The 21,628-nt window shown below is 72.2% G+C and carries 20 protein-coding genes; 12 read left to right on the top strand and 8 right to left on the bottom strand.

What is annotated here, in order from left to right; all coding sequences use genetic code 11:
* Window positions 1-232: 232 nt before the first annotated feature.
* Entirely contained in the window at window positions 233-445 is a 213-nt protein-coding gene (locus tag ACWDN5_RS30905; RefSeq protein ID WP_310975796.1) for a hypothetical protein, read from the top strand.
* Here ACWDN5_RS30905 and ACWDN5_RS30910 read toward each other — a convergent pair whose 3' ends face one another.
* Window positions 446-1,684 carry a GGDEF domain-containing protein gene (locus ACWDN5_RS30910; RefSeq protein WP_310975797.1) on the bottom strand — a complete coding sequence of 413 codons (1,239 nt, stop codon included), beginning with the start codon at window positions 1,682-1,684 and terminating at the stop codon, window positions 446-448. It abuts the gene before it with no gap.
* 139 nt (window positions 1,685-1,823) lie between these two features.
* On the bottom strand, window positions 1,824-3,041 hold the full coding sequence (locus tag ACWDN5_RS30915) for an MFS transporter (protein ID WP_449678755.1): 1,218 nt from the start codon (window positions 3,039-3,041) through the stop codon (window positions 1,824-1,826).
* A gap of 211 nt (window positions 3,042-3,252) precedes the next feature.
* Between ACWDN5_RS30915 and ACWDN5_RS30920 the strand changes: the two genes are divergently transcribed.
* Window positions 3,253-4,284 (top strand): type IV toxin-antitoxin system AbiEi family antitoxin, encoded by a 1,032-nt coding sequence (locus tag ACWDN5_RS30920; protein ID WP_449678756.1) that lies wholly within the window; start codon window positions 3,253-3,255, stop codon window positions 4,282-4,284.
* Complete coding sequence (locus tag ACWDN5_RS30925; RefSeq protein WP_449678757.1) at window positions 4,253-5,050, top strand: nucleotidyl transferase AbiEii/AbiGii toxin family protein; 798 nt, start codon at window positions 4,253-4,255, stop codon at window positions 5,048-5,050. Before ACWDN5_RS30920 ends, ACWDN5_RS30925 begins: the two co-directional genes overlap by 32 nt.
* A gap of 3 nt (window positions 5,051-5,053) precedes the next feature.
* On the opposite strand, the gene ACWDN5_RS30930 is transcribed toward ACWDN5_RS30925, so the two are convergent.
* Complete coding sequence (locus ACWDN5_RS30930) at window positions 5,054-5,836, bottom strand: IclR family transcriptional regulator (protein ID WP_449678758.1); 783 nt, start codon at window positions 5,834-5,836, stop codon at window positions 5,054-5,056.
* A gap of 83 nt (window positions 5,837-5,919) precedes the next feature.
* Between ACWDN5_RS30930 and hutH the strand changes: the two genes are divergently transcribed.
* From hutH to hutI, 5 genes are all read left to right on the top strand, one after another.
* Window positions 5,920-7,446, top strand: coding sequence for a histidine ammonia-lyase (gene hutH / locus ACWDN5_RS30935; protein ID WP_449678759.1), 1,527 nt, complete (start codon window positions 5,920-5,922; stop codon window positions 7,444-7,446).
* The gene (gene hutU / locus ACWDN5_RS30940; RefSeq protein WP_449678760.1) at window positions 7,446-9,098 is read left to right on the top strand and encodes a urocanate hydratase; all 1,653 of its coding nucleotides are present in this window, start codon (window positions 7,446-7,448) and stop codon (window positions 9,096-9,098) included. Before hutH ends, hutU begins: the two co-directional genes overlap by 1 nt.
* Entirely contained in the window at window positions 9,095-10,291 is a 1,197-nt protein-coding gene (locus ACWDN5_RS30945) for an allantoate amidohydrolase (RefSeq protein WP_449678761.1), read from the top strand. Before hutU ends, ACWDN5_RS30945 begins: the two co-directional genes overlap by 4 nt.
* 101 nt (window positions 10,292-10,392) lie before the next feature.
* Window positions 10,393-11,625, top strand: coding sequence for a formimidoylglutamate deiminase (locus ACWDN5_RS30950; protein WP_449678762.1), 1,233 nt, complete (start codon window positions 10,393-10,395; stop codon window positions 11,623-11,625).
* Window positions 11,613-12,761 (top strand): imidazolonepropionase, encoded by a 1,149-nt coding sequence (gene hutI / locus ACWDN5_RS30955; protein ID WP_449678763.1) that lies wholly within the window; start codon window positions 11,613-11,615, stop codon window positions 12,759-12,761. The genes ACWDN5_RS30950 and hutI overlap by 13 nt, the downstream gene beginning before the upstream one ends.
* On the opposite strand, the gene ACWDN5_RS30960 is transcribed toward hutI, so the two are convergent.
* Window positions 12,745-13,611, bottom strand: a complete 867-nt coding sequence (locus ACWDN5_RS30960) for a lipase family alpha/beta hydrolase (protein ID WP_449678764.1) — start codon at window positions 13,609-13,611, stop codon at window positions 12,745-12,747. The two genes, hutI and ACWDN5_RS30960, sit on opposite strands and share 17 nt — an antisense overlap.
* An 81-nt stretch (window positions 13,612-13,692) precedes the next feature.
* On the bottom strand, window positions 13,693-15,111 hold the full coding sequence (locus tag ACWDN5_RS30965) for a nitrilase-related carbon-nitrogen hydrolase (protein WP_449678765.1): 1,419 nt from the start codon (window positions 15,109-15,111) through the stop codon (window positions 13,693-13,695).
* A gap of 194 nt (window positions 15,112-15,305) precedes the next feature.
* Between ACWDN5_RS30965 and ACWDN5_RS30970 the strand changes: the two genes are divergently transcribed.
* Both ACWDN5_RS30970 and ACWDN5_RS30975 read left to right on the top strand, forming a co-directional pair.
* Complete coding sequence (locus ACWDN5_RS30970; protein WP_310975807.1) at window positions 15,306-16,430, top strand: inorganic phosphate transporter; 1,125 nt, start codon at window positions 15,306-15,308, stop codon at window positions 16,428-16,430.
* Between the two features lie 8 nt (window positions 16,431-16,438).
* Window positions 16,439-16,660, top strand: coding sequence for a hypothetical protein (locus tag ACWDN5_RS30975; protein WP_310975808.1), 222 nt, complete (start codon window positions 16,439-16,441; stop codon window positions 16,658-16,660).
* Here ACWDN5_RS30975 and ACWDN5_RS30980 read toward each other — a convergent pair.
* Both ACWDN5_RS30980 and ACWDN5_RS30985 read right to left on the bottom strand, forming a co-directional pair.
* Window positions 16,642-17,406: a hypothetical protein gene (locus tag ACWDN5_RS30980; protein ID WP_449678766.1), complete on the bottom strand. Its 765-nt coding sequence runs from the start codon at window positions 17,404-17,406 to the stop codon at window positions 16,642-16,644. The two genes, ACWDN5_RS30975 and ACWDN5_RS30980, sit on opposite strands and share 19 nt — an antisense overlap.
* Window positions 17,403-17,612 (bottom strand): hypothetical protein, encoded by a 210-nt coding sequence (locus ACWDN5_RS30985; RefSeq protein WP_449678767.1) that lies wholly within the window; start codon window positions 17,610-17,612, stop codon window positions 17,403-17,405. The genes ACWDN5_RS30980 and ACWDN5_RS30985 overlap by 4 nt, the downstream gene beginning before the upstream one ends.
* A 648-nt stretch (window positions 17,613-18,260) precedes the next feature.
* Here ACWDN5_RS30985 and ACWDN5_RS30990 point away from each other — a divergent pair.
* Together ACWDN5_RS30990 and ACWDN5_RS30995 are read left to right on the top strand one after the other, a co-directional pair.
* Window positions 18,261-19,832 (top strand): sensor histidine kinase, encoded by a 1,572-nt coding sequence (locus ACWDN5_RS30990; RefSeq protein ID WP_449678768.1) that lies wholly within the window; start codon window positions 18,261-18,263, stop codon window positions 19,830-19,832.
* Entirely contained in the window at window positions 19,829-20,503 is a 675-nt protein-coding gene (locus tag ACWDN5_RS30995) for a response regulator (RefSeq protein WP_449678769.1), read from the top strand. The genes ACWDN5_RS30990 and ACWDN5_RS30995 overlap by 4 nt, the downstream gene beginning before the upstream one ends.
* Here ACWDN5_RS30995 and ACWDN5_RS31000 read toward each other — a convergent pair.
* Window positions 20,448-21,581: an FAD-dependent monooxygenase gene (locus ACWDN5_RS31000; RefSeq protein WP_449678770.1), complete on the bottom strand. Its 1,134-nt coding sequence runs from the start codon at window positions 21,579-21,581 to the stop codon at window positions 20,448-20,450. The genes ACWDN5_RS30995 and ACWDN5_RS31000 overlap by 56 nt on opposite strands.
* Between the last annotated feature and the right edge of the window lie 47 nt (window positions 21,582-21,628).

Consider the following 21,628-nt stretch of genomic DNA (forward strand, 5'->3'; position numbering starts at 1 on the left):
ACGCGGACGGTGGTGCCGGGTCAAGGCACGCTTTCCCGCCTTGACGCGGTACCACCGTCCGTAGTGACAATCGCGGCTTCGGGGTGGTGGGCACCAAGTGCGTGGTGGGCATCAGGATGTGGTGGGCACCGGGGGGTGTGGTGGGGGCCACTTGTGGGTGAAATTTTCGTGAGTGTCATGCTGAGGGCCCGACCATGGCTCCGCACCCGTGGAGCCGGAAGCAGGTGGCCAGATGACCTGGGCCCGACGCAGCGGCAGCTCCCTTGCCAACGACGAAGACAGCCGGATGGGTGTGATCCGGGCTGAAGAGGCCGTCCGGCTCGGTGAACAGAACGATCGAGCCGTCCTGACGGTGGCCGGGCACTCCTCCGACTCGCGGGAATGTGCCGAACTGCTCGCCATGCTCGGGCTCGACGCCGGGCGGCTGCGGCACAAGACCGCCTGATCACACCAGGTCCGCCACGTGGACCACCTTGTTCCGGCCCGTCGCCTTCGCGTGGTACAGCGCGGTGTCCGCCGCGTCCAGCAGGCGCTGCAATGACGTCCCCGCCTCCGGGTACACCGCGATGCCGATCGAGACCGTCAAACCCGTGATCGACAGCTGACCCGCCGGGACCGCCAGCGCGCTGATCGCCCGGCGGATCCGCTCCGCCACCGGGCCGACGTCCGGCCGGGTGATCCCCGGCAGCAGCACCACGAACTCCTCGCCACCGAACCGGCCCACCGCGTCACCCCGGCCGCGGACCGCCGAGATGATCGACTGGGCCACCGCCTTCAGCACCGCGTCGCCCGCCAGGTGGCCGTACGTGTCGTTCACCTGCTTGAAGTGGTCCAAGTCCAGCATCAGCAACCCGAACGTCGTGTGCTGGCGGGCCGCTGCCGCCAAGGTTCGCTCGGCCAGCGCGTGCCAGCCGCTCGTGTTGTACAGACCCGTCTTCTCGTCGCGGTGGGCGGCCACCTCCAGCTGCTTCACCAGCACCGTCCGGTGCAACAGCAGCAACGGCGGGAACACCAGCACCACCAGGCCCGGCAACGTCGCCAGGGCCACCGCGTTCAGCGCACCCAGGCAGAGCGTCGCCACCTCGAGGCCGTTGTCCGCCCACGTCCCGAACAGCGCCTCCGGCGTCCGGCCGACTTCGCGGCGGGCCGGGAGGACCAGGAGGGCGTTCACCGCGAAGAACGTCACTCCCGCCGCCGTGATCGCGAACGTTCCCGCCCAGCCGTGGGTCATCGCCGCGCGGACGTCGGCGAAGCCCGAAGCGCGCAGGACCGACTGGGCCGCGTAACACGACAGCACGATGATCGCCGCGTTGCTGACCGTGCGGGACGCCGGGACCCGCTGCAGGCGGTACCAGCTGCGGATCGCCAGGTGCGTGTACAGGCCGCCGACCAGGACCGCCAGCAGGAGCGGGGGCAGCAGGAGCACGCCGGCGAACGTCCAGACCGACGTCATGTTGATGTGCGGGGTGCCCGACACGCGACGGCGGATGCGCTCCACGCGGCGGCCCGTCTCCGACTGCACCACCCCGAGGACCAGCAGCACCAGCAGGATCGACAGCGTCCGGCGGTCCACCGCGACCGGCGACGGGCGCAGCGTCAGCACCACCGCCGCCGCCTCGCTCACCAGGCAGTAGCCGACCACGCGCGGGCCCTGGCGCCACAGCGCCCAGTGGCGTGGTGCCACGAGGACGTCACGAATCCGCGGCCCAGTGCGCGGAATCCCGCCCCCGGTCCGCATACTCATGGTGTCCGGCCGGTGACGGAGCCGGTCCGGCCCGGGGTCGTGAAGGGAGGCGCACCATGTGCGGTCGCGACAACTGAGGTCATCGCTCCTCCAGCCCGACCCGGCGCCACGCCCTCGCGATCGGCACGGCCACCGCGGCACCCGCCGCTCCGGCCGCGGCGATGGTGTGCGCCGGGCCCAGCACGTCGGCCAGCGCGCCCGCCGCGGCCGCGCCGACGCCCTGCACCGTGATCAGGCCGGCCGAGTTCACGCCGGCGCACTGCGCGCGGTGCTCGTCCGGCACCCGCCGCATGAACGACACCGTGCCGGTGATGTTGTAGCCCGTCGCCAGCAGGCCGGACGCCGCCAGCAGCACCACCGACGGCACCAGGCCCGGACGGCAGACGAACACCACCAGCGGCAGGCCCGCCGCGATCCCGAGCCAGGCCAGGACGCGCAGCTGCACGCGCTCCGGGATCCACTTGCCGAACACGACGCCGCCGAGCACGCTGCCCGCCGGGTCCGCCGCCATGAGCAGCCCGACCAGCGTCGCACCCGCGCCGATACCCGCCGCGTACGGCGCGGCCAGAGCCTCTGGCACGACGTAGAACCCGGCCAGCCAATTGAGCGCCACCAGCGTGCGCAGCGCCGGGTCGCGCCAGATCAGCCGGATGCCCGCGCCGGTCGTGGCCAGCCAGGCGGGCCGGACCGCCTGCGCGATCGCCGCCCGCCGCCGGACGCCGGTGACCAGGAACAAGGCCGAAAGCAGGAAGGTCGCCGCGTCCAGGCCCAGTGCGGCGGACGGGGTGAGCGCGGTGATCAGCACGCCGCCGCCGGCGAACCCGGCCAGCTGGGCGGCCTGCATCGTCACGTTCCGCAGGGCCATCCCGACGAGGTACCGCTCGCCGACGAGGACCGACGGAAGCAGCGCCTGCTGGGCCGCCTTGAACGGCCCGCCGAGCGCCGTCATCACCGCGACCAAGACGCACAGCACCCACAGCGGGACGCCGGGGATCGCGATCACCGCGACCAGCGCGGCCCGCGCCAGATCGGTCGCGACCATCACGTCGCGGCGCGGCCACCGGTCGCCCGCGCCGGCCAGCAGGATGCTGCCGAGCAGGGACGGCACGTACGTCAGCGCGTAGGTGAGGCCGGTCAGCGCTGCCGAGGACGTGCGCTGGTAGACGAGCACCGCGAGCGCGACCCGGGCGAGCTGGTCGCCGCAGATCGACAGCAGCTCGGCGGTCCACATCGCCCGGAATTCGGCGACGGCGAGCACCGCACCGAAACCGACCTTCTTCACGCGTGCGTCATCCATCGGTGCCCCTCGAACCCGCTGTTCAGTCAAGGTAATCACCCACCGGAGTGGAATCGAGCCGTTCGGTGACAGTTGCCCCGTTCGCACCAGCCCCGGCGCCCGGACGGCCCGCGACGGCGGTCAGGCCGGGTGGCCGCCGATTCCGGTTGCGTAAAAGGGCCGCGGCGTTCAATATGAGAGCATGTTCAATGAAAATGAACATGCTCGCTCGTTGAACGAGCAGAACCTCATCCAGGTGGCGCTCGACCAAGCGAGCGAGTACGGCCTCCGCGGCGAGGTGCTCGCGGTGGAGGTCGCCCAGCCCGGCGACGCGCGCCGGCTCGACGCGGTGCTGCGCCTCACGACGCGATCAGGAGCCGCCCGGACCTACGGCACCGAGGTCAAGCATCGATTGACGCCTGAGCTGACCACCAGCATCACTCTGCCTACCCAGCTCCCAGAGCTGCTGGTCACGACCTACGTCAGCGAGCCGGTCGCCGAGCGGCTGCGCGCCCGGGGGATCGATTATCTGGACACGGCGGGCAATGCGCATCTGGCCTGGGGCGATGTCCTGGTCGACGTCCGCGGGCGGCGCAATCCGGTCGTTCCGCGTTCGAGGACTTCCCCTCGGGCAGCCGGGGCCTTCGGCCGGTCGGGTCTTCGCGTGGTGTTCGTCCTCCTCAGCCGGCCGGACCTGGTTTCCCGCCCGTACCGAGTCCTGGCCGAGGTGAGCGGGGCCTCGCTGGGGACCGTGAAGGCGGTCATCGACGAGCTCACCAAGGCGGGCTACCTGTACGCCGGAGCGGAGGGCCGCCGGTTGGCCCGCGGTGGCGAGCTGCTCGACCGCTGGTCGGAGGCGTACTCGATCACCCTGCACGCCTCGCTCGCGCTCGGTGAATTCTCGGTGGACGACCTCTCTTGGTGGCGGAACTCGGAAACCGAGATGTGTTCGCTGGGGATCCAGGTGGGCGGAGAGGCCGGCGCCAGTCTCCTGGACCCCCACCTGCGACCCGCGTCGCTCACGCTCTACGTGGAAACTCTCCCGGCGCGGTTCGTCAGCCGGCACCGCATGGCCCGAGCCGAAGGCAGGGGAAACGTCCACATCCGGGAACGGTTCTGGCACATGCCGGATCACGACTCCTGGATCGTCCCTTCCCCGCTGATCTATGCCGATCTGCTGGCTTCCGGAGACCCCCGCCAGCGTGAACACGGAGACCGGATTCGGAGCAGTGATGATCGACTTGTCAGCCTCGGCCGATCCTGAGATCGCCCTCACTGCTCGGGTGCTGGTGGGAGTCGATGCGGCGGCTCGCGCGGCGGATCTGGACTACCTCGTCGTCGGCGCGACGGCGCGGACGATCCTGTCGATCGGGTTGATCGGACGGCCACCGGCACGCTCCACCCGGGATGTCGACATCGCCGTCGAAGTCTGTAGCTGGGAGGACTTCGAGCGGCTGGCCGGGCAGCTCGAAAGACATGGCCGAAGTGTGCACAAGTTCCTCGTCGACGGCGTGGAAGTCGATGTGGTGCCCTATGGCGGCATCGAGCGGGAAGATCGCACCATTCTCTGGCCGGATGACTTCCGGATGAACGTCCGCGGGCTGAGCGAAGCGGTGCGAACGGCCGAGACCGTCCTGCTGCCGGGCGGGACGGCGATCCGCGTCCCCGCGGTGCCGGCGTTGGCCCTGCTCAAGCTGCTGACCTGGTGGGACCGTCACGGTACGACCACCCGTGACGCGGTCGACCTCGCCGAAATGATCTCCTGGTACTCGTCGGGCACATACTTGGACCGCCTTTACGAAGAGGTGGAAGCGTTGGAAGCGAACGAATACGACCCGGCGCTCACCGGCGCTTGGCTGCTGGGGTCGCAGATGCCTGCGCTGCTCGACGGAGACGGACGAGAGGTGCTGCTCCGGATCGCCGAGGACCGGGACGCGTTGGGACGGCTGGCAGCCGACGCGCGGGCAGTCCGGGCGCCGCAACCGATGCTCGCGCTGGGCGCGGGTATCCGGGAGGCGGCCGGCAGGTGAGCGTCAGGCCGGGTGGCCGCCGATCCGGCTGGTCAGCTCGGCTGCCGTCGTCGCGACTTCGGCGGCGAGGTCCGGCCACGTCTCCGAGCACGGCTCCGCCGTGCAGTGGTGGCGCAAGGTGACGCTGATCGCGGCCAGCGGGCGGGCGCCGTGGTCGAAGACCGGGCAGGCGACCGAGGCGAAGCCGTCGGTGACGTGGCCGTCCTCGACCGACCAGCCGAGGCGGCGTTCCGCGGTGAGCGTGCGGCGCAGTTCGGCCAGCGTGCGCGGGCCGCGGCCGGTGCGGAGGACGAACGCCGAGGCCGCGGGGAACAGCGCGCGGACGTGCGGGGCCGGCAGGTGCCGCAGGATCGCCCGGCCGGACGCGGTCAGCTGGGCCGGCAGCCGGACGCCGACCTCGGTCACCAGCGTCTCCGGCCGGGCCGGGCGTTCCTTGATCAGGTACAGCGACTCGTTGCCGTGCAGGACGCCCAGGTGGGCGGTGTGGCCGACGCGGTCGACGAGCTTGCGCAGCAACGGCCCGGCCAGGCGTTCCAGGGGGTCGTGGCGCAGGTAGGCCGACCCCAGCTCGAAGGCGGCGATGCCCAGGCCGTACCGGCGTTCCGCGGGCAGGTGCACGACGAAACCGGCCGCCTCCAGCTCGTTGAGCAGGTGGTACGTCGTCGAGCGGGGGAGTCCCGCCTCCCGGGCGATGGCCGCCGCGGTGACCGGGCCCGGGCGGGTCGCCAGCAGGCGCAGCACCGCCAGCCCGCGGCGCAGCGCCGGGACCTCACTGCTCTCGCCCATGCGCCGAGCTTACGTCTGGGATACCAGACAGAACCACCCGTTGAGGCATCCCACCAGCGGGAAGGACGAGGTCCAATGAGGCCATGCCGGAAAAAGTGCTCCTGGGCCCCGAACCCCTGACCGCCGCCCAGGTCGTCGACGTCGTCCGGGGCCACGCGCCCGTCGGGCTCACGGACGCCGCCGAGAAGAACCTCGCCGCGACGCGCCAGCACATCGAGAACCTCGCCCACGCCGTCACGCCCACCTACGGCGTCTCGACCGGCTTCGGGGCGCTCGCCACCCGCCACATCCCCGTCGAGAGCCGGACCGCGCTGCAGCGCAGCCTGATCCGCTCGCACGCCGCCGGCGCCGGGCCCGCCGTCGAGCCCGAGGTCGTCCGCGCGCTGATGCTGCTGCGGCTGCGCACCCTCGCCAGCGGCTACACCGGCGTTCGGCCGGGCACCGCGCAAACGCTTGCGGCCCTGCTCAACGCCGACATCACGCCGGTCGTCCACGAATACGGCTCGCTCGGCTGCTCCGGCGACCTCGCGCCGCTGGCCGCCGTCGCGCTCGCGCTCATGGGCGAGGGCGAAGTGACGTACCGCGGCGAAGTGATGAAGGCGGAAGAAGCGCTGAAGCACGCCGGGATCGAGCCGGTCGTCCTCGCCGAAAAGGAGGGCCTGGCGCTCACCAACGGCACCGACGGCATGCTCGGCATGCTCCTGCTCGCCGCCGCCGACCTGCACAAGCTCTTCGACATCGCCGACCTCACCGCCGCGATGAGCGTCGAGGCCCTGCTCGGCACCGACCGCGCGTTCGCCGCCGACCTCCAGGCCCTGCGCCCGCACCCCGGGCAGGCGAAGTCTGCCGCCCGGATGTGGCAGGCGCTGCAGGGCTCGAAGATCGTCGAAAGCCACCGCGGCCCGGACTGCAACCGCGTCCAGGACGCCTACTCGCTGCGCTGCGCCCCGCAGGTCCACGGCGCCGCGCGCGACAGCCTGACCCACGCCGAGCTCGTCGGCGAGCGCGAGCTGATGTCCGCTGTGGACAATCCGGTCGTCCTCGCCGACGGCCGCGTCGAGTCCAACGGCAACTTCCACGGCGCGCCCGTCGCCTACGTGCTCGACTTCCTGGCCATCCCGATCGCCGACGTCGCCAGCATCGCCGAGCGCCGCACCGACCGGATGCTCGACAAGGCGCGCTCGCACGGCCTGCCGCCGTTCCTGGCCGACGACCCCGGCGTCGACTCCGGCCACATGATCGCCCAGTACACCCAGGCCGCCGTGGTCAGCGAGCTCAAGCGGCTCGCCGTCCCGGCGTCGGTCGACTCCATCCCGAGCAGCGCCATGCAGGAGGACCACGTCTCCATGGGCTGGTCGGCCGCGCGGAAGCTGCGCAAGGCCGTCGACGGCCTGACCACCGTCCTCGCCATCGAGCTGCTCACGGCGGCCCGGGCGCTGGACTTCCGCGCGCCGCTGGAGCCGTCGCCGGTCACCGGCGCGGTGCGCGACCTGCTCCGCACGAAGGTCGCGGGCCCCGGCCCCGACCGGCACCTGGCGCCGGAAATCGCGGCCGCCGAAGAACTCGTCCGCTCCGGCGCCGTCCTCGACGCCGCCCGTCTGGAGGTCTGATGTCCCGCGTCGTCCGTGCCGCCCGCGGCACCCAGCTCACCGCCAAGTCGTGGCAGACCGAAGCCGCGCTGCGGATGTTCCACAACAACCTCGACCCCGACGTCGCCGAGCGCCCCGAAGACCTGGTCGTCTACGGCGGCACCGGCAAGGCCGCCCGCAACTGGGCCAGCTTCGACGCGATCACCCGCGAACTGACCACTTTGGACGCCGACGAGACGCTGCTCGTCCAGTCCGGCAAGCCGGTCGGCGTCTTCCGCACGCACGAATGGGCGCCGCGGGTGCTGATCGCGAACTCGAACCTGGTCGGCGACTGGGCGACCTGGCCGGAGTTTCGCGGCCTGGAAGCCCAGGGCCTGACGATGTACGGGCAGATGACCGCGGGCTCGTGGATCTACATCGGCACCCAGGGCATCCTGCAGGGCACGTACGAGACGTTCGCCGCCGTCGCGAAGAAGAAGTTCGGCGGGTCGCTTCGTGGAACCCTGACCGTCACCGCGGGTCTCGGCGGCATGGGTGGCGCGCAGCCCCTCGCCGTCACCATGAACGACGGCGTTGCGCTGGTCATCGAGTGCGACCCGCAGCGTGCGCACCGCCGTGTCGAGACGCGCTACCTCGACGAGGTCGCCGACGACCTCGACGACGCCATCGCCCGCGTCACCAAGGCCAAGCAGGAAAAGCGCGCGTTGTCCGTCGGTGTCGTCGGCAACGCGGCCGAGGTGCTGCCGGAGCTCCTGCGCCGGAACGTCGAGGTCGACATCGTCACCGACCAGACGTCCGCGCACGACCCGCTGTCCTACCTGCCCAAGGGCGTCGGCGTCGACGACTGGCACGACTACGCGGCCAAGAAGCCCGACGAGTTCACCGACCGCTCGCGCGAGTCGATGGCCGACCACGTCGAGGCCATGCTCGGCTTCCTCGACCGCGGCGCGGAAGTGTTCGACTACGGCAACTCCCTGCGCGGCGAGGCCAAGCTCGGCGGCTGCGAGCGCGCGTTCGACTTCCCCGGTTTCGTGCCCGCCTACATCCGCCCGCTGTTCTGCGAGGGCAACGGCCCGTTCCGCTGGGCCGCGCTGTCCGGCGACCCCGAGGACATCGCCGCGACCGACCGCGCGATGCTGGACCTGTTCCCGGAGAACGAATCCCTCGCCCGCTGGATCCGCCTCGCCGGCGAACGCGTGGCGTTCCAGGGGCTGCCCGCCCGGATCTGCTGGCTCGGCTACGGCGAACGCCACCTGGCCGGCCTGCGGTTCAACGAGATGGTGGCCGGCGGCGAGCTGAAGGCGCCGGTCGTCATCGGCCGCGACCACCTCGACTCCGGCAGCGTCGCCTCGCCGTACCGCGAGACCGAGGGCATGGCCGACGGCTCCGACGCGATCGCGGACTGGCCGCTGCTCAACGCCCTGGTCAACACGTCCTCCGGGGCGAGCTGGGTGTCGATCCACCACGGCGGTGGCGTCGGCATGGGCCGGTCCATCCACGCCGGGCAGGTCAGCGTCGCCGACGGGACTCCGTTGGCCGCGCAGAAGCTGGAGCGCGTGCTCACCAACGACCCCGGCATGGGCGTCATCCGGCACGTCGACGCCGGGTACGACCGCGCGGCCGACGTCGCCGACGAGCGGGGTGTGCGCGTCCCGATGCGGGAGCAGGCGTGACGGCTTCGGGCCTGCTGGCCGAGATCGGCGACGTCGGGCGCGACCCCAAGCGCGGCGGCTACTCGCGGCACGGCTTCGACGCGCCCGAGCACGACCTGCGTGAGTGGTTCGTCGAGCGCGCGCTGGGGCTCGGGCTGGACGTCGAGACCGACCGCAACGGCAACATCTGGGCGTGGTGGGGGCCGCCGGGGCGCAACGCCGTGGTCACCGGTAGCCACCTCGACTCGGTGCCGGGCGGCGGCGCGTTCGACGGCCCGCTCGGCGTGGTGAGCGCGCTGACCGCCGTCTCGGACTTGCAGGCCAAGGGCTTCCGGCCGCGCCGGCCGCTCGCCGTCGTGGTGTTCGCCGAGGAAGAGGGTGGTCGCTTCGGCGTGCCGTGCCTGGGGTCGCGGCTGCTCACCGGCACGATCGACGCCGACAGGGCGCGCGGCCTGCGGGACGCCGACGGCGTGACGTTCGCCGAGGCGGCCGCGAAGGCGGGTGTCGACCCGGCTCGGATGGGCCCGGACGCCGAGCGGCTCGACCGGATCGGGCACTTCCTCGAACTGCACGTCGAGCAGGGCCGCGGGCTGATCGACCTCGGCGCGCCGGTAGCCGTCGGCAGCACGGTGATCGCGCACGGGCGGTGGCGGTTTTCCTTCGCGGGGCAGGGGAACCACGCCGGGGCGACGCTGCTCGCCGACCGCGCCGACCCGATGCTGCCCGCCGCCGCGACGGTGACGGCCGTCCGGCGGCTGGCCGCGAAGGTGCCGGACGCGCGGGCGACCGTCGGCCGGCTCGTGCCGACCCCCGGCGGGACCAACGTCATCGCGTCCACAGTGGACCTATGGTTGGACGCGCGGGTGCCCGGCGAGGGCACGCCGGGGCTGGTCGCCGAGATCAGCCGTGCGGCTGCGGAGGCGGCCGCGGCGGAGGGCTGCCGGGTCGCGGTGACGCGCGAGTCCTATTCGGACGACGTCGTGTTCGACGACGGCCTCCGGCGCGACCTCGGCGCGTGGCTCGGCGTTCCGCCGGAGCTGCCGACCGGCGCCGGCCACGACGCGGCCATCCTCGCCGGGTTCGTCCCGGCCGGGATGCTCTACGTGCGCAACCCGACCGGCATCAGCCACTCGCCGGAGGAGTTCGCCGAGGCCGACGACGTCGAAGCCGGCGCGGCGGCGCTGGCCACGGCCCTGGAACGGCTCGCGCAGTGACCTCCGACCCGCGGGGGCGCCCCCCGGTTCCAGCCTATCGCGCGGCACCGACAGTTTTCTGGTGCGAGCAAGCTTGGCTGCCCGGCGGGATCGCGTCCTCGGTGCGCATCGACGTCGCCGGCGGCCGGATCACCGGCGTGGCACCCGGGTCGCCGCGGTCCGGGACGGTGCTCGGCGGGCTGACGCTGCCGGGCTTCGCGAACGGCCACTCGCACGCCTTCCACCGCGCGCTGCGGGGCCGGACGCACCACGAGCGCGGCACGTTCTGGACGTGGCGCGAGCGGATGTACGCCCTGGCCGCGCGGCTCGACCCCGACACGTACTACCGGCTGGCCCGCGGCGTCTACGCGGAGATGGTGCTCGGCGGGTACACGAGCGTCGGCGAGTTCCACTACCTGCACCACGCGCCCGGCGGGAAGCCGTACGCCGACCCGAACGCGATGGGGGAGGCGCTGCGGCAGGCCGCGGCCGACGCCGGGGTCCGGCTGACGCTCCTGGACACGTGCTACCTGGCCGGCGGCATCGGCGTCGAACCGGACGAGGTGCAGCGGCGCTTCTCCGACGGCTCGGCGTCGGCGTGGGCTTCGCGGGTGGCCGCGCTCAAGGAAGACGAGCTGTTCCGGGTGGGTGCGGCGATCCATTCGGTGCGCGCGGTGCCGGCCGATCAACTGTCGCTTGTGGACAGCGCGCGGGTCGTGCACGTCCACCTGTCGGAGCAGCGGGCCGAGAACGAGCAGTGCCAGGCCGCCTACGGCTGCACGCCCACCGAGCTCCTGGACGACCGCGGGGTGCTGACCGAGCGCTTGGTCGCCGTGCACGCCACACACCTGACGACGTCGGACATCGACCGGCTGAGCGGAGCGCGCGCGTGCTTCTGCCCGACCACCGAACGCGACCTCGGCGACGGCATCGGCCCGGCCCGCGCACTGCGGGACGCCGGGGTGCGGCTCAGCATCGGCAGTGACAGCAACGCCGTCGTCGACGCCTTCGAGGAGACCCGCGCGCTGGAGCTGGACGACCGGCTGGCCAGCGAAGAACGCGGCCGGTTCAGTGCCGAGGAGCTCCTCGAAGCGGGCACGGACCACGCCGCGATCGGCTGGGCCGAGGTCGGCGCGCTCGCCGAGGGGGCGGGCGCGGACTTCGTCACCGTCGCCCTGGATTCGGTGCGGACGGCCGGGATCGAGCCGTCGGGGGTCGTGTACGCGGCTTCCGGCTCGGACGTCCGGCACGTCGTCGTCGCCGGCCGCGAGGTCGTCCGGGACGGTGCGCACCTGCTCGTCGACCGACCGGAAACCGTTCTGGCGAAGGAGATCGAGGCACTGTGGCAGTCCTGATCACGGGGATCGGCGAACTCACCACCAACGACCCGGCGCTGGGCCGGCTTTCCGACGCGGCCCTGGTGCTGGACGGCCCGCGCGTCGCCTGGGCGGGTCCGGCGGCGAGCGCACCGGCGGCCGACGAACGCGTCGACGTCGGCGGCCGCGCGGTGCTGCCCGGCTGGGTCGACAGCCACACGCACCTCGTCTTCGCCGGTGACCGCACCGCCGAGTTCGAGGCGCGGATGGCCGGAAAGCCCTACACCGCCGGGGGAATCGCGATCACGGTCGGCGCGACGCGGGAGGCGTCCGACGAGCAGCTGGCGGCGAACCTGCGGCACCACGTCGACGAGGCGGCCCGGCAGGGGACGACCTGCCTGGAGACGAAGACGGGCTACGGGCTGACCGTCGCGGACGAAGCCCGCAGCGCCCGGATCGCCGGCGAGGTGGCCGACGAGGTCACCTTCCTCGGCGCGCACCTGGTCCCGCCCGGCGCCGACGCCGAGTCCTATGTGGACCTGGTCTGCGGCGAAATGCTCGACGCGGTGGCGGAAAGCGTGCGCTGGGCGGACGTCTTCTGCGAGACCGGTGCCTTCGACGAGGCCCAGTCGGCGCGGGTGCTGAAGGCCGCCGCCGAGCGCGGGCTCGGTCTGCGGGTGCACGGCAACCAGCTCGGCGAGGGGCCCGGCGTCCGGCTGGCGGTGGAACTCGGCGCGGCGAGCGTCGACCACTGCACGTACCTTTCGGACACCGACGTCGAGGCGCTGGCCGCGTCCGAGACGGTGGCGACGTTGCTGCCCGCCTGCGATTTGTCGACCCGGCAGCCCCTGGCGCCGGCGCGGCGGCTGCTCGACGCGGGCGCGACGGTCGCGCTGGCCAGCAACGCCAACCCGGGCAGCTCGTACACGACGTCGATGGCGTTCTGCGTCGCGACGGCGGTGCTCCAGATGCGCATGACGATCGAGGAGGCGGTCTGGGCCGCGACGGCGGGCGGGGCGAAGGCGCTGCGCCGTGACGACGTGGGCGTGTTGCGGCCCGGCGCGCGGGCGGACGTCCACGTGCTCGACGCGCCTTCGGTGACGCACCTGGCTTACCGGCCGGGCGTGCCGCTGACCCGCGCGGTGTGGCGGGCCGGGGTTAAAGTGGCAGGGTGAACGGCGTGCACGTCGGCGCGTAGCTGTCGTCGAGGGCGTGGAGGATCAGCCCGGTGACGTTCGGGTCGATCGCCTGGCCGAGGTGGCCCGACAGATCGGACGGGCAGAAGTCCTGCAGCACGATGTCCGTCGTGCCCGGCTCGCCGAGGATGCCGCTCGTGTACGGCGTCACGACCTCGTCGTACTTGCTCACGATGCTCGTGTACGCCGGGCCGGCGACGTGGACGCCGCCGCGGGCGAGGTCGTCCAGGAACGCCGAGGGGGCCAGGTACTCCGAGCACGCGCCGCACGCCGTGCGCAGGACCGCGGCGAGGCCGGGCACGGACGTGAGCAGGGCCTTGGCCAGCGCGTCGAGGCCGCCGAGCGTCGTCCCGCGGTAGTTGGCGCCGAAGCCGACGAAGTGGGCGACCTTGGCGGCGCCACCGCCGAACTTCAGGTAGTACGCCGGCATCGTGCTGCCTTCGGAGTGGCCGACGATGTCGACTTTCGCCGCTCCGGTCGTGGAGCGGACGCGGTCGACGAACCGGCCGAGCTGCGCCGCGCTGTCCCGCATGGACGCGAGCCCGCCGACACCCGGGCCGAGGACGCCGGTGCCGTACGTCAGCGAGAAGACGCAGTAGTCCTGGGCGGCGATCTTCGGCGCGTGGAAGAACCAGTTGACGGTGTCGTTCGCGCCGAGGCCGTGCACCAGCACGACGGGCTCCGGGTGCGCGGCCGACGGACGGCAGCCCCAGTCGTTCCAGCCGCTGCTCGGTGCCGCTTCGGCGATCGACGGCGCGACCGCGCCGAAGGTGAGCGCCGCGGCGAGCACGGCCAGGGTTCGCTTGACACCGCCGTTGGTGACCCGCATTCCGTTGCCTCCAGTTACCCGTCAGTACGTGACGCAGATCATGATCGGTCACATTCCGCTGGAGACGACCTGGGAAAACGCTCAGAGTTGCCCGGCGTTCGTTGTGACGGGTGACAACGACGGTCGGCGCGCAATTACCGCGATCCCGGCCACCGCGATCAGCCCGCAGAGCCACGCGAACCAGTCGCCGAAGCGGGCGTACGGCGTCTTGCCCGGCCCGATCGGGAGGTCGGCAACGACGACGGTGAACGGGCGTCCGCCGGTGTGGGCGTCGGCCAGGACGCGGCCCTGGGCGTCCGAGAGCATCGGTGTCCCGCGGGCCGCGCTCCACGCCACCGAGAAGCCGTTCTCGACGCCGCGGATCAGCGCCGTGCGGCTGTGCGCCCAGCCGTCGACGTCCTCGTCGGACGCCGGGATGAGCACCAGGCCGGTGCCGGCCTCGCCGTAGTCGCGGCTGGGGTCGGCGAAGTTGACGTCCATGCACACCATCAGCCCGACTCCGGCGAGGTTCGCGAGCTGGGTGCCGGAGGCGAGGTTCGGCGAATCCCCGTTGTGCCACTTGCGGTATTCGACCGGCGGGCCCGACGGCGGGATCGCCAGCGCGGCGTTGAACCGCCCGTCCGGGGTCGTGTCGATGACGCCGGTGACGACGTCGAGGTTCCGGCTGCGGGCGACTTCGGTGAAGGCGTCGACGAGCCGCGGCCGGCTGGTCTGGTCCACCGCGAAAGCGGCTTCCGGCAGCACGACGGCTTGGACGCCCTCCGGCACCCGTTCGATTTCGTTCACATAGGCCTGCACGGTGGTCCGGCCCTCGAGCGTGCCGACGTCGGCCGCCCAGGGACCCTTGTCCATGGCGATCAGGGCGACCCGCGTCGACGGCCCGGCCAGGGGTGGTGTGGTCCAGACGACGAGACCGGCCAGCACCGCGGCGGTCACGACCAGCCCGGCCACTCGTGCGAGGCCGCGGACCCGTGGGGCGAGCGCGGCGGCGACGGCGGCCGGGACGAACAGGACCAGGAATTCGACCCCCCAGCCGCCGGTCACCGTGGCGAGCCGCAGCACGGCCGGCCGGTCGGCCTGGGTCGTCATCAGCGTGTCCATCACGCCGGTCGGGTTGAGCAGCGAAACGACGTAGAGCACGACTGTCCACAACGCCGGTGCGGCGATCGCCGCGAGCAAGCCGTGGCCCCGGCGGACCAGCAACCGGAACAGGCCCGTGGCCAGGGCGAACAGCAGCGCGCTGCCGCCGAGGATCGCGATCGCGGCGGGACGCGGGACCGACAGCGAGTGCCAGAAGTAGCTCCAGCTGCCGGCGCTGCCCGCGAGGTAGGCGGCGAACGCGCACGCCATCGCCGCCGCGCCGGGCACGCGGGGCGCGAGCAGCAGGATCGGCAGGGGTGCCGCCCAAGCGAGTTCGGGCACCGGAGCCAAGCCGGTGCCGAAGAAGAACAGCACTGCCGACCCGACGGTCGCGACGACCGCCCACCCCAGCTTGTTCATCGTGGCCCCTTTCGCCCGGTTTCGAGGATTTCAGGTGGGGTGGGCGGGCACATTGCGGTGAACCACCGAGTCTTGGTGGGGTTTTCCTCACCCCGGTTCACGGAGAGTTCAGTAAGCCGTCACACGACAGGGATCGGAGCCGTCCCTGTCGATCAGTAGCGTTGCTAACGAACAGCAACGAAAGTGGGCCGCCCATGGACTTCTCGCTGATCGTGCTGGTGGTGATCGTCGCCGCGCTGGCCTTCGACTTCACCAACGGCTTCCACGACACCGCCAACGCGATGGCCACCTCCATCGCCACCGGGGCCCTCAAACCGAGAGTCGCCGTCGCCGTCTCGGCCGTCCTGAACCTCGTCGGCGCGTTCCTCTCGGTCGAGGTCGCGAAGACGATCTCCGGCGGGATCGTCGACGACACGAAGGTGACACCGGTGATCATCTTCGCCGGGCTCGTCGGCGCCATCGTGTGGAACCTGGTGACCTGGCTGATCGGGCTGCCGTCGAGTTCGTCGCACGCGCTGTTCGGCGGGCTGATCGGCGCGACCTGGATCGCCTCGGGCTCCGACGCCGTCCACTTCGGGAAGGTCGTCGAGAAGGTGCTGATCCCGGCGCTCGCCTCGCCGATCGTCGCCGGGATCGTCGCGACGCTGGGCACCTTCCTCGTCTACCGGATCACCGCGCGCGCGAAGCAGGACACGGTCGGCCGGACCTTCAAGGCCGGCCAGATCGCGTCGGCGTCGCTGGTGTCCCTCGCGCACGGAACGAACGACGCGCAGAAGACCATGGGCGTCATCACGCTGACGCTGATCGCGTCCGGCTCGCTCGCGCCGAACTCCGGCCCGCCGATCTGGGTGATCCTGACCGCCGGCCTCGCGATCGCGCTCGGCACCTACCTCGGCGGCTGGCGGATCATCCAGACGATGGGCAAGAAGCTCACCGAAATCCAGACGCCGCAAGGGTTCGCGGCGGAGACCAGCGCCGCGGCGGTCATCCTCACCTCGGCCCACCTCGGCTTCGCGCTGTCGACCACGCACGTCTGCTCGGGTGGCATCATCGGCTCCGGCCTCGGCCGCAAGCTCGCCGAAGTCCGCTGGGGCGTCGCGGGCAAGATGGTCGTCGCCTGGGCACTGACGCTGCCCGCCGCGGCGATCGTCGGCGCCGTCGCCGCCGAGGTCTCGACGCTCGGCACCTGGGGCACCGTGCTGGTGGGCCTGGCCGGCGTCGTCGTCGCCCTCGGCATCTACCTCGCGTCGAAGCGCAACCCGGTCGGCGCCCACTCCATCACCGACTCCGAGCCGGCCGCCCAGCCGGCCAACGCCTGAGGAGCGCCGTGCACATCGATTGGGGTTCCCTCGGTCTCGTCTTCCTCGTCGCGCTGGGCGCGGTCGTCGTCCTGACGAGCCTGTTTTCGTTCGGCGTGGTCGGGCTTTCGCAGCGCGACTCGGCCCGCGCGGCGGGCGGCTCGGGTTCCGCCCCGCTGGCCGGAGCGGTCATCTGTTTCGCGCTCTGCGCGGCGATCGTCGGCTACGGGATCTACTTGATCGTCGCCTGAACGCGGTCCCGGAACCCCTCCGGCAGGCCGGCGAGCATCGGCTTGAGCGTTGCCCGCCGCGCCTCACTGAGGTGGGTCAGCAGGTCGAGCGCCGGCGCCCAGAGGTCTTCATCGGCGCCGGCGGCGGTGACCAGCCGCCCGAGCCGGTGCGCCGGAAGCAGGCCGACGACGTGATCGATGCGGCGTTTGTCGTCGAGCACGAAGGCGATCCGCAGCAGCGACGGGTCGTCGATCTGTTCGAGGGCCCGCCGCACGGTGAGGTCGGGCAGGTGCCCGACGAACCGGCCGAGGGTGATCCAGTCCTCCTTGCGCGCGAGTTCCCCGGCGACGGCGAGGACGGTGTCCAGCGGGATCCGGCTGATGATCGCGCTGGCCCGCCGCGGATCGAGCTCCGCGGCGACCTCGGCGAGGAAGTGCGGACTGAGCCGCTTGGCGACATCGACGCCCCGCCCGACGTCGACCAGCCCGGCGATCCGGGCGCACAGAAGCGGGCCGAACACTTTCTCGGCAATCTTGGCGAGCACCCCGACGGGCACGACCCGAGCGGCCAGAGCCATCCGCTGCAGGGCGGCGGCGTTGGCGTCGAAGAGTGTGTCGGTGACCTGCTCGCGGAAGGCCTGCAGATCGTCGGCATCGACGCGGGCGAGGTATGCGAGGCGCGCGGGCTCGACGTCGAGGACGCGGGCCAGCTTGAGGATCTCGGCCTCGGCTGCGTAGTTTGCCGCGGTGGGTTTGTCGGGTGTCACAGGCCCACGGCCTTCCGGACGGCGCCGCGCAGCAGGGCGGGGACGTACCGAAGGCCTTCTTCGCCTGCTTCGGCGAGCGCTTTCGCTTGCCGCCTGCGCGCGTCGCGCAGGGCGTTGGCGAGGTTCTGCCGCTCGTGCTCTTCGAGGGCCTCGATGCCTTCGGGGAGATAGCCGCCCAACTGATCGGCGAGTGTGCGCTCGGCCATGGTGGATCATCATGCAACACAGTGGGCGCGGCTGCTCGGATATGTGCGTCGAGACGCCCACCGCCCGTGTCGGGGAGGGGCTGCCGTTCGTGTCGGGCGGGCTGCCCGCGGTTCGTGTCGGCGAGAGGCCTGCCTGCCGTCCATGCGGGCGGGGATGCCCGCCGTCCTTGGCGGCGAGTGTCCGCCCTGTGTGGGCGTGCTGCGTGACGGAGCGATGCTCGCGGTTGTGAGCACTGCTCTCGCTTTGAGGGGTAGCGGTGCTCAGCTTTGAGAGCACTGCTCTGTTACGAGAGCGCCGCTCTCGCCGGACATGCAGTTGGTGCTCACAATCGAGAGCACTGCTCTCGTGTGTCGGCATGCGCTGGGGCTTAGCGGTGCGTAGCGGCATGCACTGGTGGTGCGTGCCGCCCACAGCCGCGGTCGGCGGCTGGTGTTTGGGCGCGGTTTGTCTTCGATTCGGTGCGGTGCTCCGAATCGAGAGCACTGCTCACTTCGTCGTCGTGAGCGGTGCGCAGATTCGAGAGCAGTGCTCACGAAAGTGCTCCGCGTTCGCGCTGTCCCGGGCGCTGACGCCGCGGTCGTCGGCAAGTCTCGACGGTTGACTTTCGGCAGTGGTCGACCGTCGTCGCGGCTTGTAGCTTCGGATTCGTGCGGACGGTGACGAAGCGTAGGTGGCAGGTGGCGCTCGATGTTGCCCTCGGGTTGTTCCTCGCCTTCACCGTTGTCGTGGGGACGCTCGATGCCCGTTCCTACGCGGAGCTGGTCGGTGGCCTTCTCGTCGTCGCCGGCTCCGTTGTGACCGCTCGGCGGTATCCCGCCCTCTCGCTCGGCATTGCCCTGGCGGGCGCGCTGGCCGTTCCGTTCCCCTACGGTGACCACGTTCCCGTGTGGGTCGTCTTCGTCCTCGTCGCCATGAGCTACCAAGCCGGGCTGCGGATGCCCCGGGCGCGGCCCGGGATTCTGACCGGCACTGCCGTTGCGATCCTCGGGCTGCCGATCGCCCTCGTCTTCGGGCCGGACGGGCTGGGGGACTGGGCGGCTATGGTCGCGATCCTCGTCTTCGCCGGGCTGTCGCCGTGGCTGCTCGGCCGGTACGTGCGGGTCCGCGGTGAGCTGGCCCGCACGGGCTGGCGCCGGGCCGAGGAAATGGAGAGCCGGCAGCGGCTGGTCGCCGAGCAGGCTCGGCTGCGGGAGCGTGCGCGGATTGCCAGCGACATGCACGACTCGCTCGGGCACGAGCTGAGCCTGATCGCCGTCCGGGCCGCCGCTCTGGAGGTTGCGAGCGGGCTCGACGACGCCCAGCGCGACGCCGCCGCGCAACTGCGGACCAGTGCCGCGACCGCGACCGAGCGGTTGCGGGAGATCATCGGCGTGCTGCGGGAAGACGCCGCGCCGGTCGAGCCGGTGCAGGGGGATCTCGGCGAGCTGATTGCTCGGGCACGAGCGTCCGGGTTGCTGATCGAGTCCACAGTCGACACTGCGGACGCGCCGCCGATGGTGGCTCGTGCCGCCTACCGCGTCGTGCAGGAAGCTTTGACGAACGTCGCGAAGCACGCTCCGGGCGCCGCCGTCACGGTTCGGGTGACCAGGTCCGGCGCGCGGACCGATGTCAGTGTCGTCAACGCGGCGCCGCCCGCCGGGCCGTTGCCTGGGGCCGCTTCCGGGCACGTCGGGCTGATCGGGCTGCGCGAGCGCGTCCGGCTCGTCGGTGGCACGCTCCGGGCCGGGCCCGACGCCGCCGGTGGGTTCGGTGTTGCCGCGATGCTGCCGCACGGAGCCGAGCCGGCCGAACTGGGCGCTTCTCCGGATGACGATGGCGAGCCGTCGACGTCGGCCCGGGCCCTCGAGCTGGCCCGGCGGGATGTGCGGCGCAGCCTGATCCAGGCGGTCGCCGTCCCGCTCGGGCTGTTCGCGATCGTGCTCGGGGTCGCCGGGATCGCGTTCCTGTACCTGTGGAACTCGTCGGAACTGCCGCCCGGCGTCTACGAGCGGCTGCGGATCGGGCAACCGCGGGCCGAGGTCGCGCCGCAGCTGCCCGAGCGCGAGCGCGTCGCCCGCCCGAACCGGGGCGAGCCGCCGTTGCCGGCCGTGCCCGGGGTCGCCTGCGAGTACTACGGCACGGGGAGGTCGTGGCTCGACAACGACTACGCCGCCTACCGGCTGTGTTTCGCCGGTGGGAGACTGGTCGCCAAGGACAGGTTCGCCGAGGGGGCATCGTGATCAGGGTCGTGCTGGCCGACGACGAAGCGATGATGCGGGCGGGGGTGGCGGCGATCCTCGCCGCGGACGCGGAAATCGAGGTCGTCGCCGAAGCCGCCGACGGCCGTTCGGCCGTCTCGCAGGTCCTCGCCACGCACCCCGACGTCGTGCTGCTGGACATCCGCATGCCGGGACTGGACGGCCTCGGCGCGGCCGCCGAGATCCGGCGGCTGCTGCCCGCGACCGGCGTCATCATGCTGACGACCTTCGGCGAGGACGACTACATCGAGCGCGCCCTGAGCCTGGGCGCGGGCGGATTCCTGCTCAAGTCGGGCGACCCGCGTGAGCTGCTGGCCGGCGTGCACGCCGTCGCGGGCGGGGCCGCGTTCCTCTCGCCGAAGGTGGCGCAGCGGGTGATCGCCCGGCTTTCCGGCGGACAGCTGGCGCGTGCGGCCGCGGCCCGCGGGCGGATCGCCGCACTGACCCCGCGTGAGCGGGAAGTGCTGACCCTGCTGGGTTCCGGACTGTCCAATGCGGACATCGCGGCGAAGATGTTCGTCGTCGAGGGCACGGTGAAGGCGCACGTGAGCACCATCCTGACCCGGCTCGGCGCGAAGAACCGGGTCCAGGCGGCGATCACGGCGTACGAGGCGGGGCTGGTCGGGGGAGACGCGGCGGCGCCCACCCCGTGATCCCCGCGCCGACGCGGGCCGTGGCCCTGGCCGGCAGGCCCTTCAGCAGGGCCGTGCGCAAGGTGGTCGCGACCGGGTTGGTCAGCTGCGGGCCGAGCTTGCCCATCCGGACCGACTCGCGGACGACGTGCTGGCTGCGGGGCCGTCGCTGCCGGTCGTAGTGCACGAGAGCGGTGTCGATGTCCTGTGTGGACACGGCGTGGGCGAGCACGACGGCGTCCTCGATGGCCTGGCAGCCACCCTGGCCGAGGAACGGCGGCATGGCGTGCGCGGCGTCGCCGAGCAGCACGACCCGGCCGCGCGTGTAGGTGGGCAGCGGCGTGCCGAGGTAGTAGAGGTCGTGGTGCAGCACGGCTTCGGCCGGGGTGGCGGCCAGGAGGGCCGGGATCGGGTCGTGCCAGCTCCGGAAGGCCGGTTCGAGGTCGGACCGGCGGGTGCCCGGCGCGGCGAGGGCCGAGATCCACCAGTAGACGTCGCCGCCGGTCAGCGGCAGGACGCCGACCTCGGTGCCGCGGTCGAAGCTCGTGCTCAGCCCGGTGCCGGGGAGGTGCGCGACGCCGCGGAACGCCGTGCTGCCGGCGTAAACGGGCTCCGGGTGGTCCGGGAAGAGCGCGTGGCGGACCCGGCTGTGGATGCCGTCGGCCGCGACGACGACGTCGGCTCGCAGCTCTTCGCCGCCTACGCGGACCAGGCCGTCTTCGCGGACTTCGGTGACTTCTTCGCCGGTGCGCAAGCTCTCCGCGGGGACCGCGTCCCGGAGGGCGGCGATGAGGTCCCGCCGGTGGATCGCGCCGAGCGGCCGCCCGTGCCGGCGTTCGAACTCGGCGGCGTCGAAGCGGGTGATCCGGCGGCCGCGCCGGTCGCGGAAGCCGCCTTCCCGCTGCGGGGCCAGGCGGTCTCCGAGGTCGACGCCGAGTTCGTCGAGGCCGCGCTGGGCGTTCGGCCAGAGGGATATGCCCGCGCCGACGTCGCCGAACTCGGGTGCCTTCTCGAGGACGGTGACCGTCCAGCCGACCCGGTGCAGCCCCGCGGCCGCCGCCAGTCCGCCGATGCCGCCGCCGACCACTATCGCGTGCATGTCGCCTCCTCTACATCTGTAGAGGACTCTACACCTGTAGAGTGCGA

Source organism: Amycolatopsis sp. NPDC003731, from assembly GCF_053586895.1.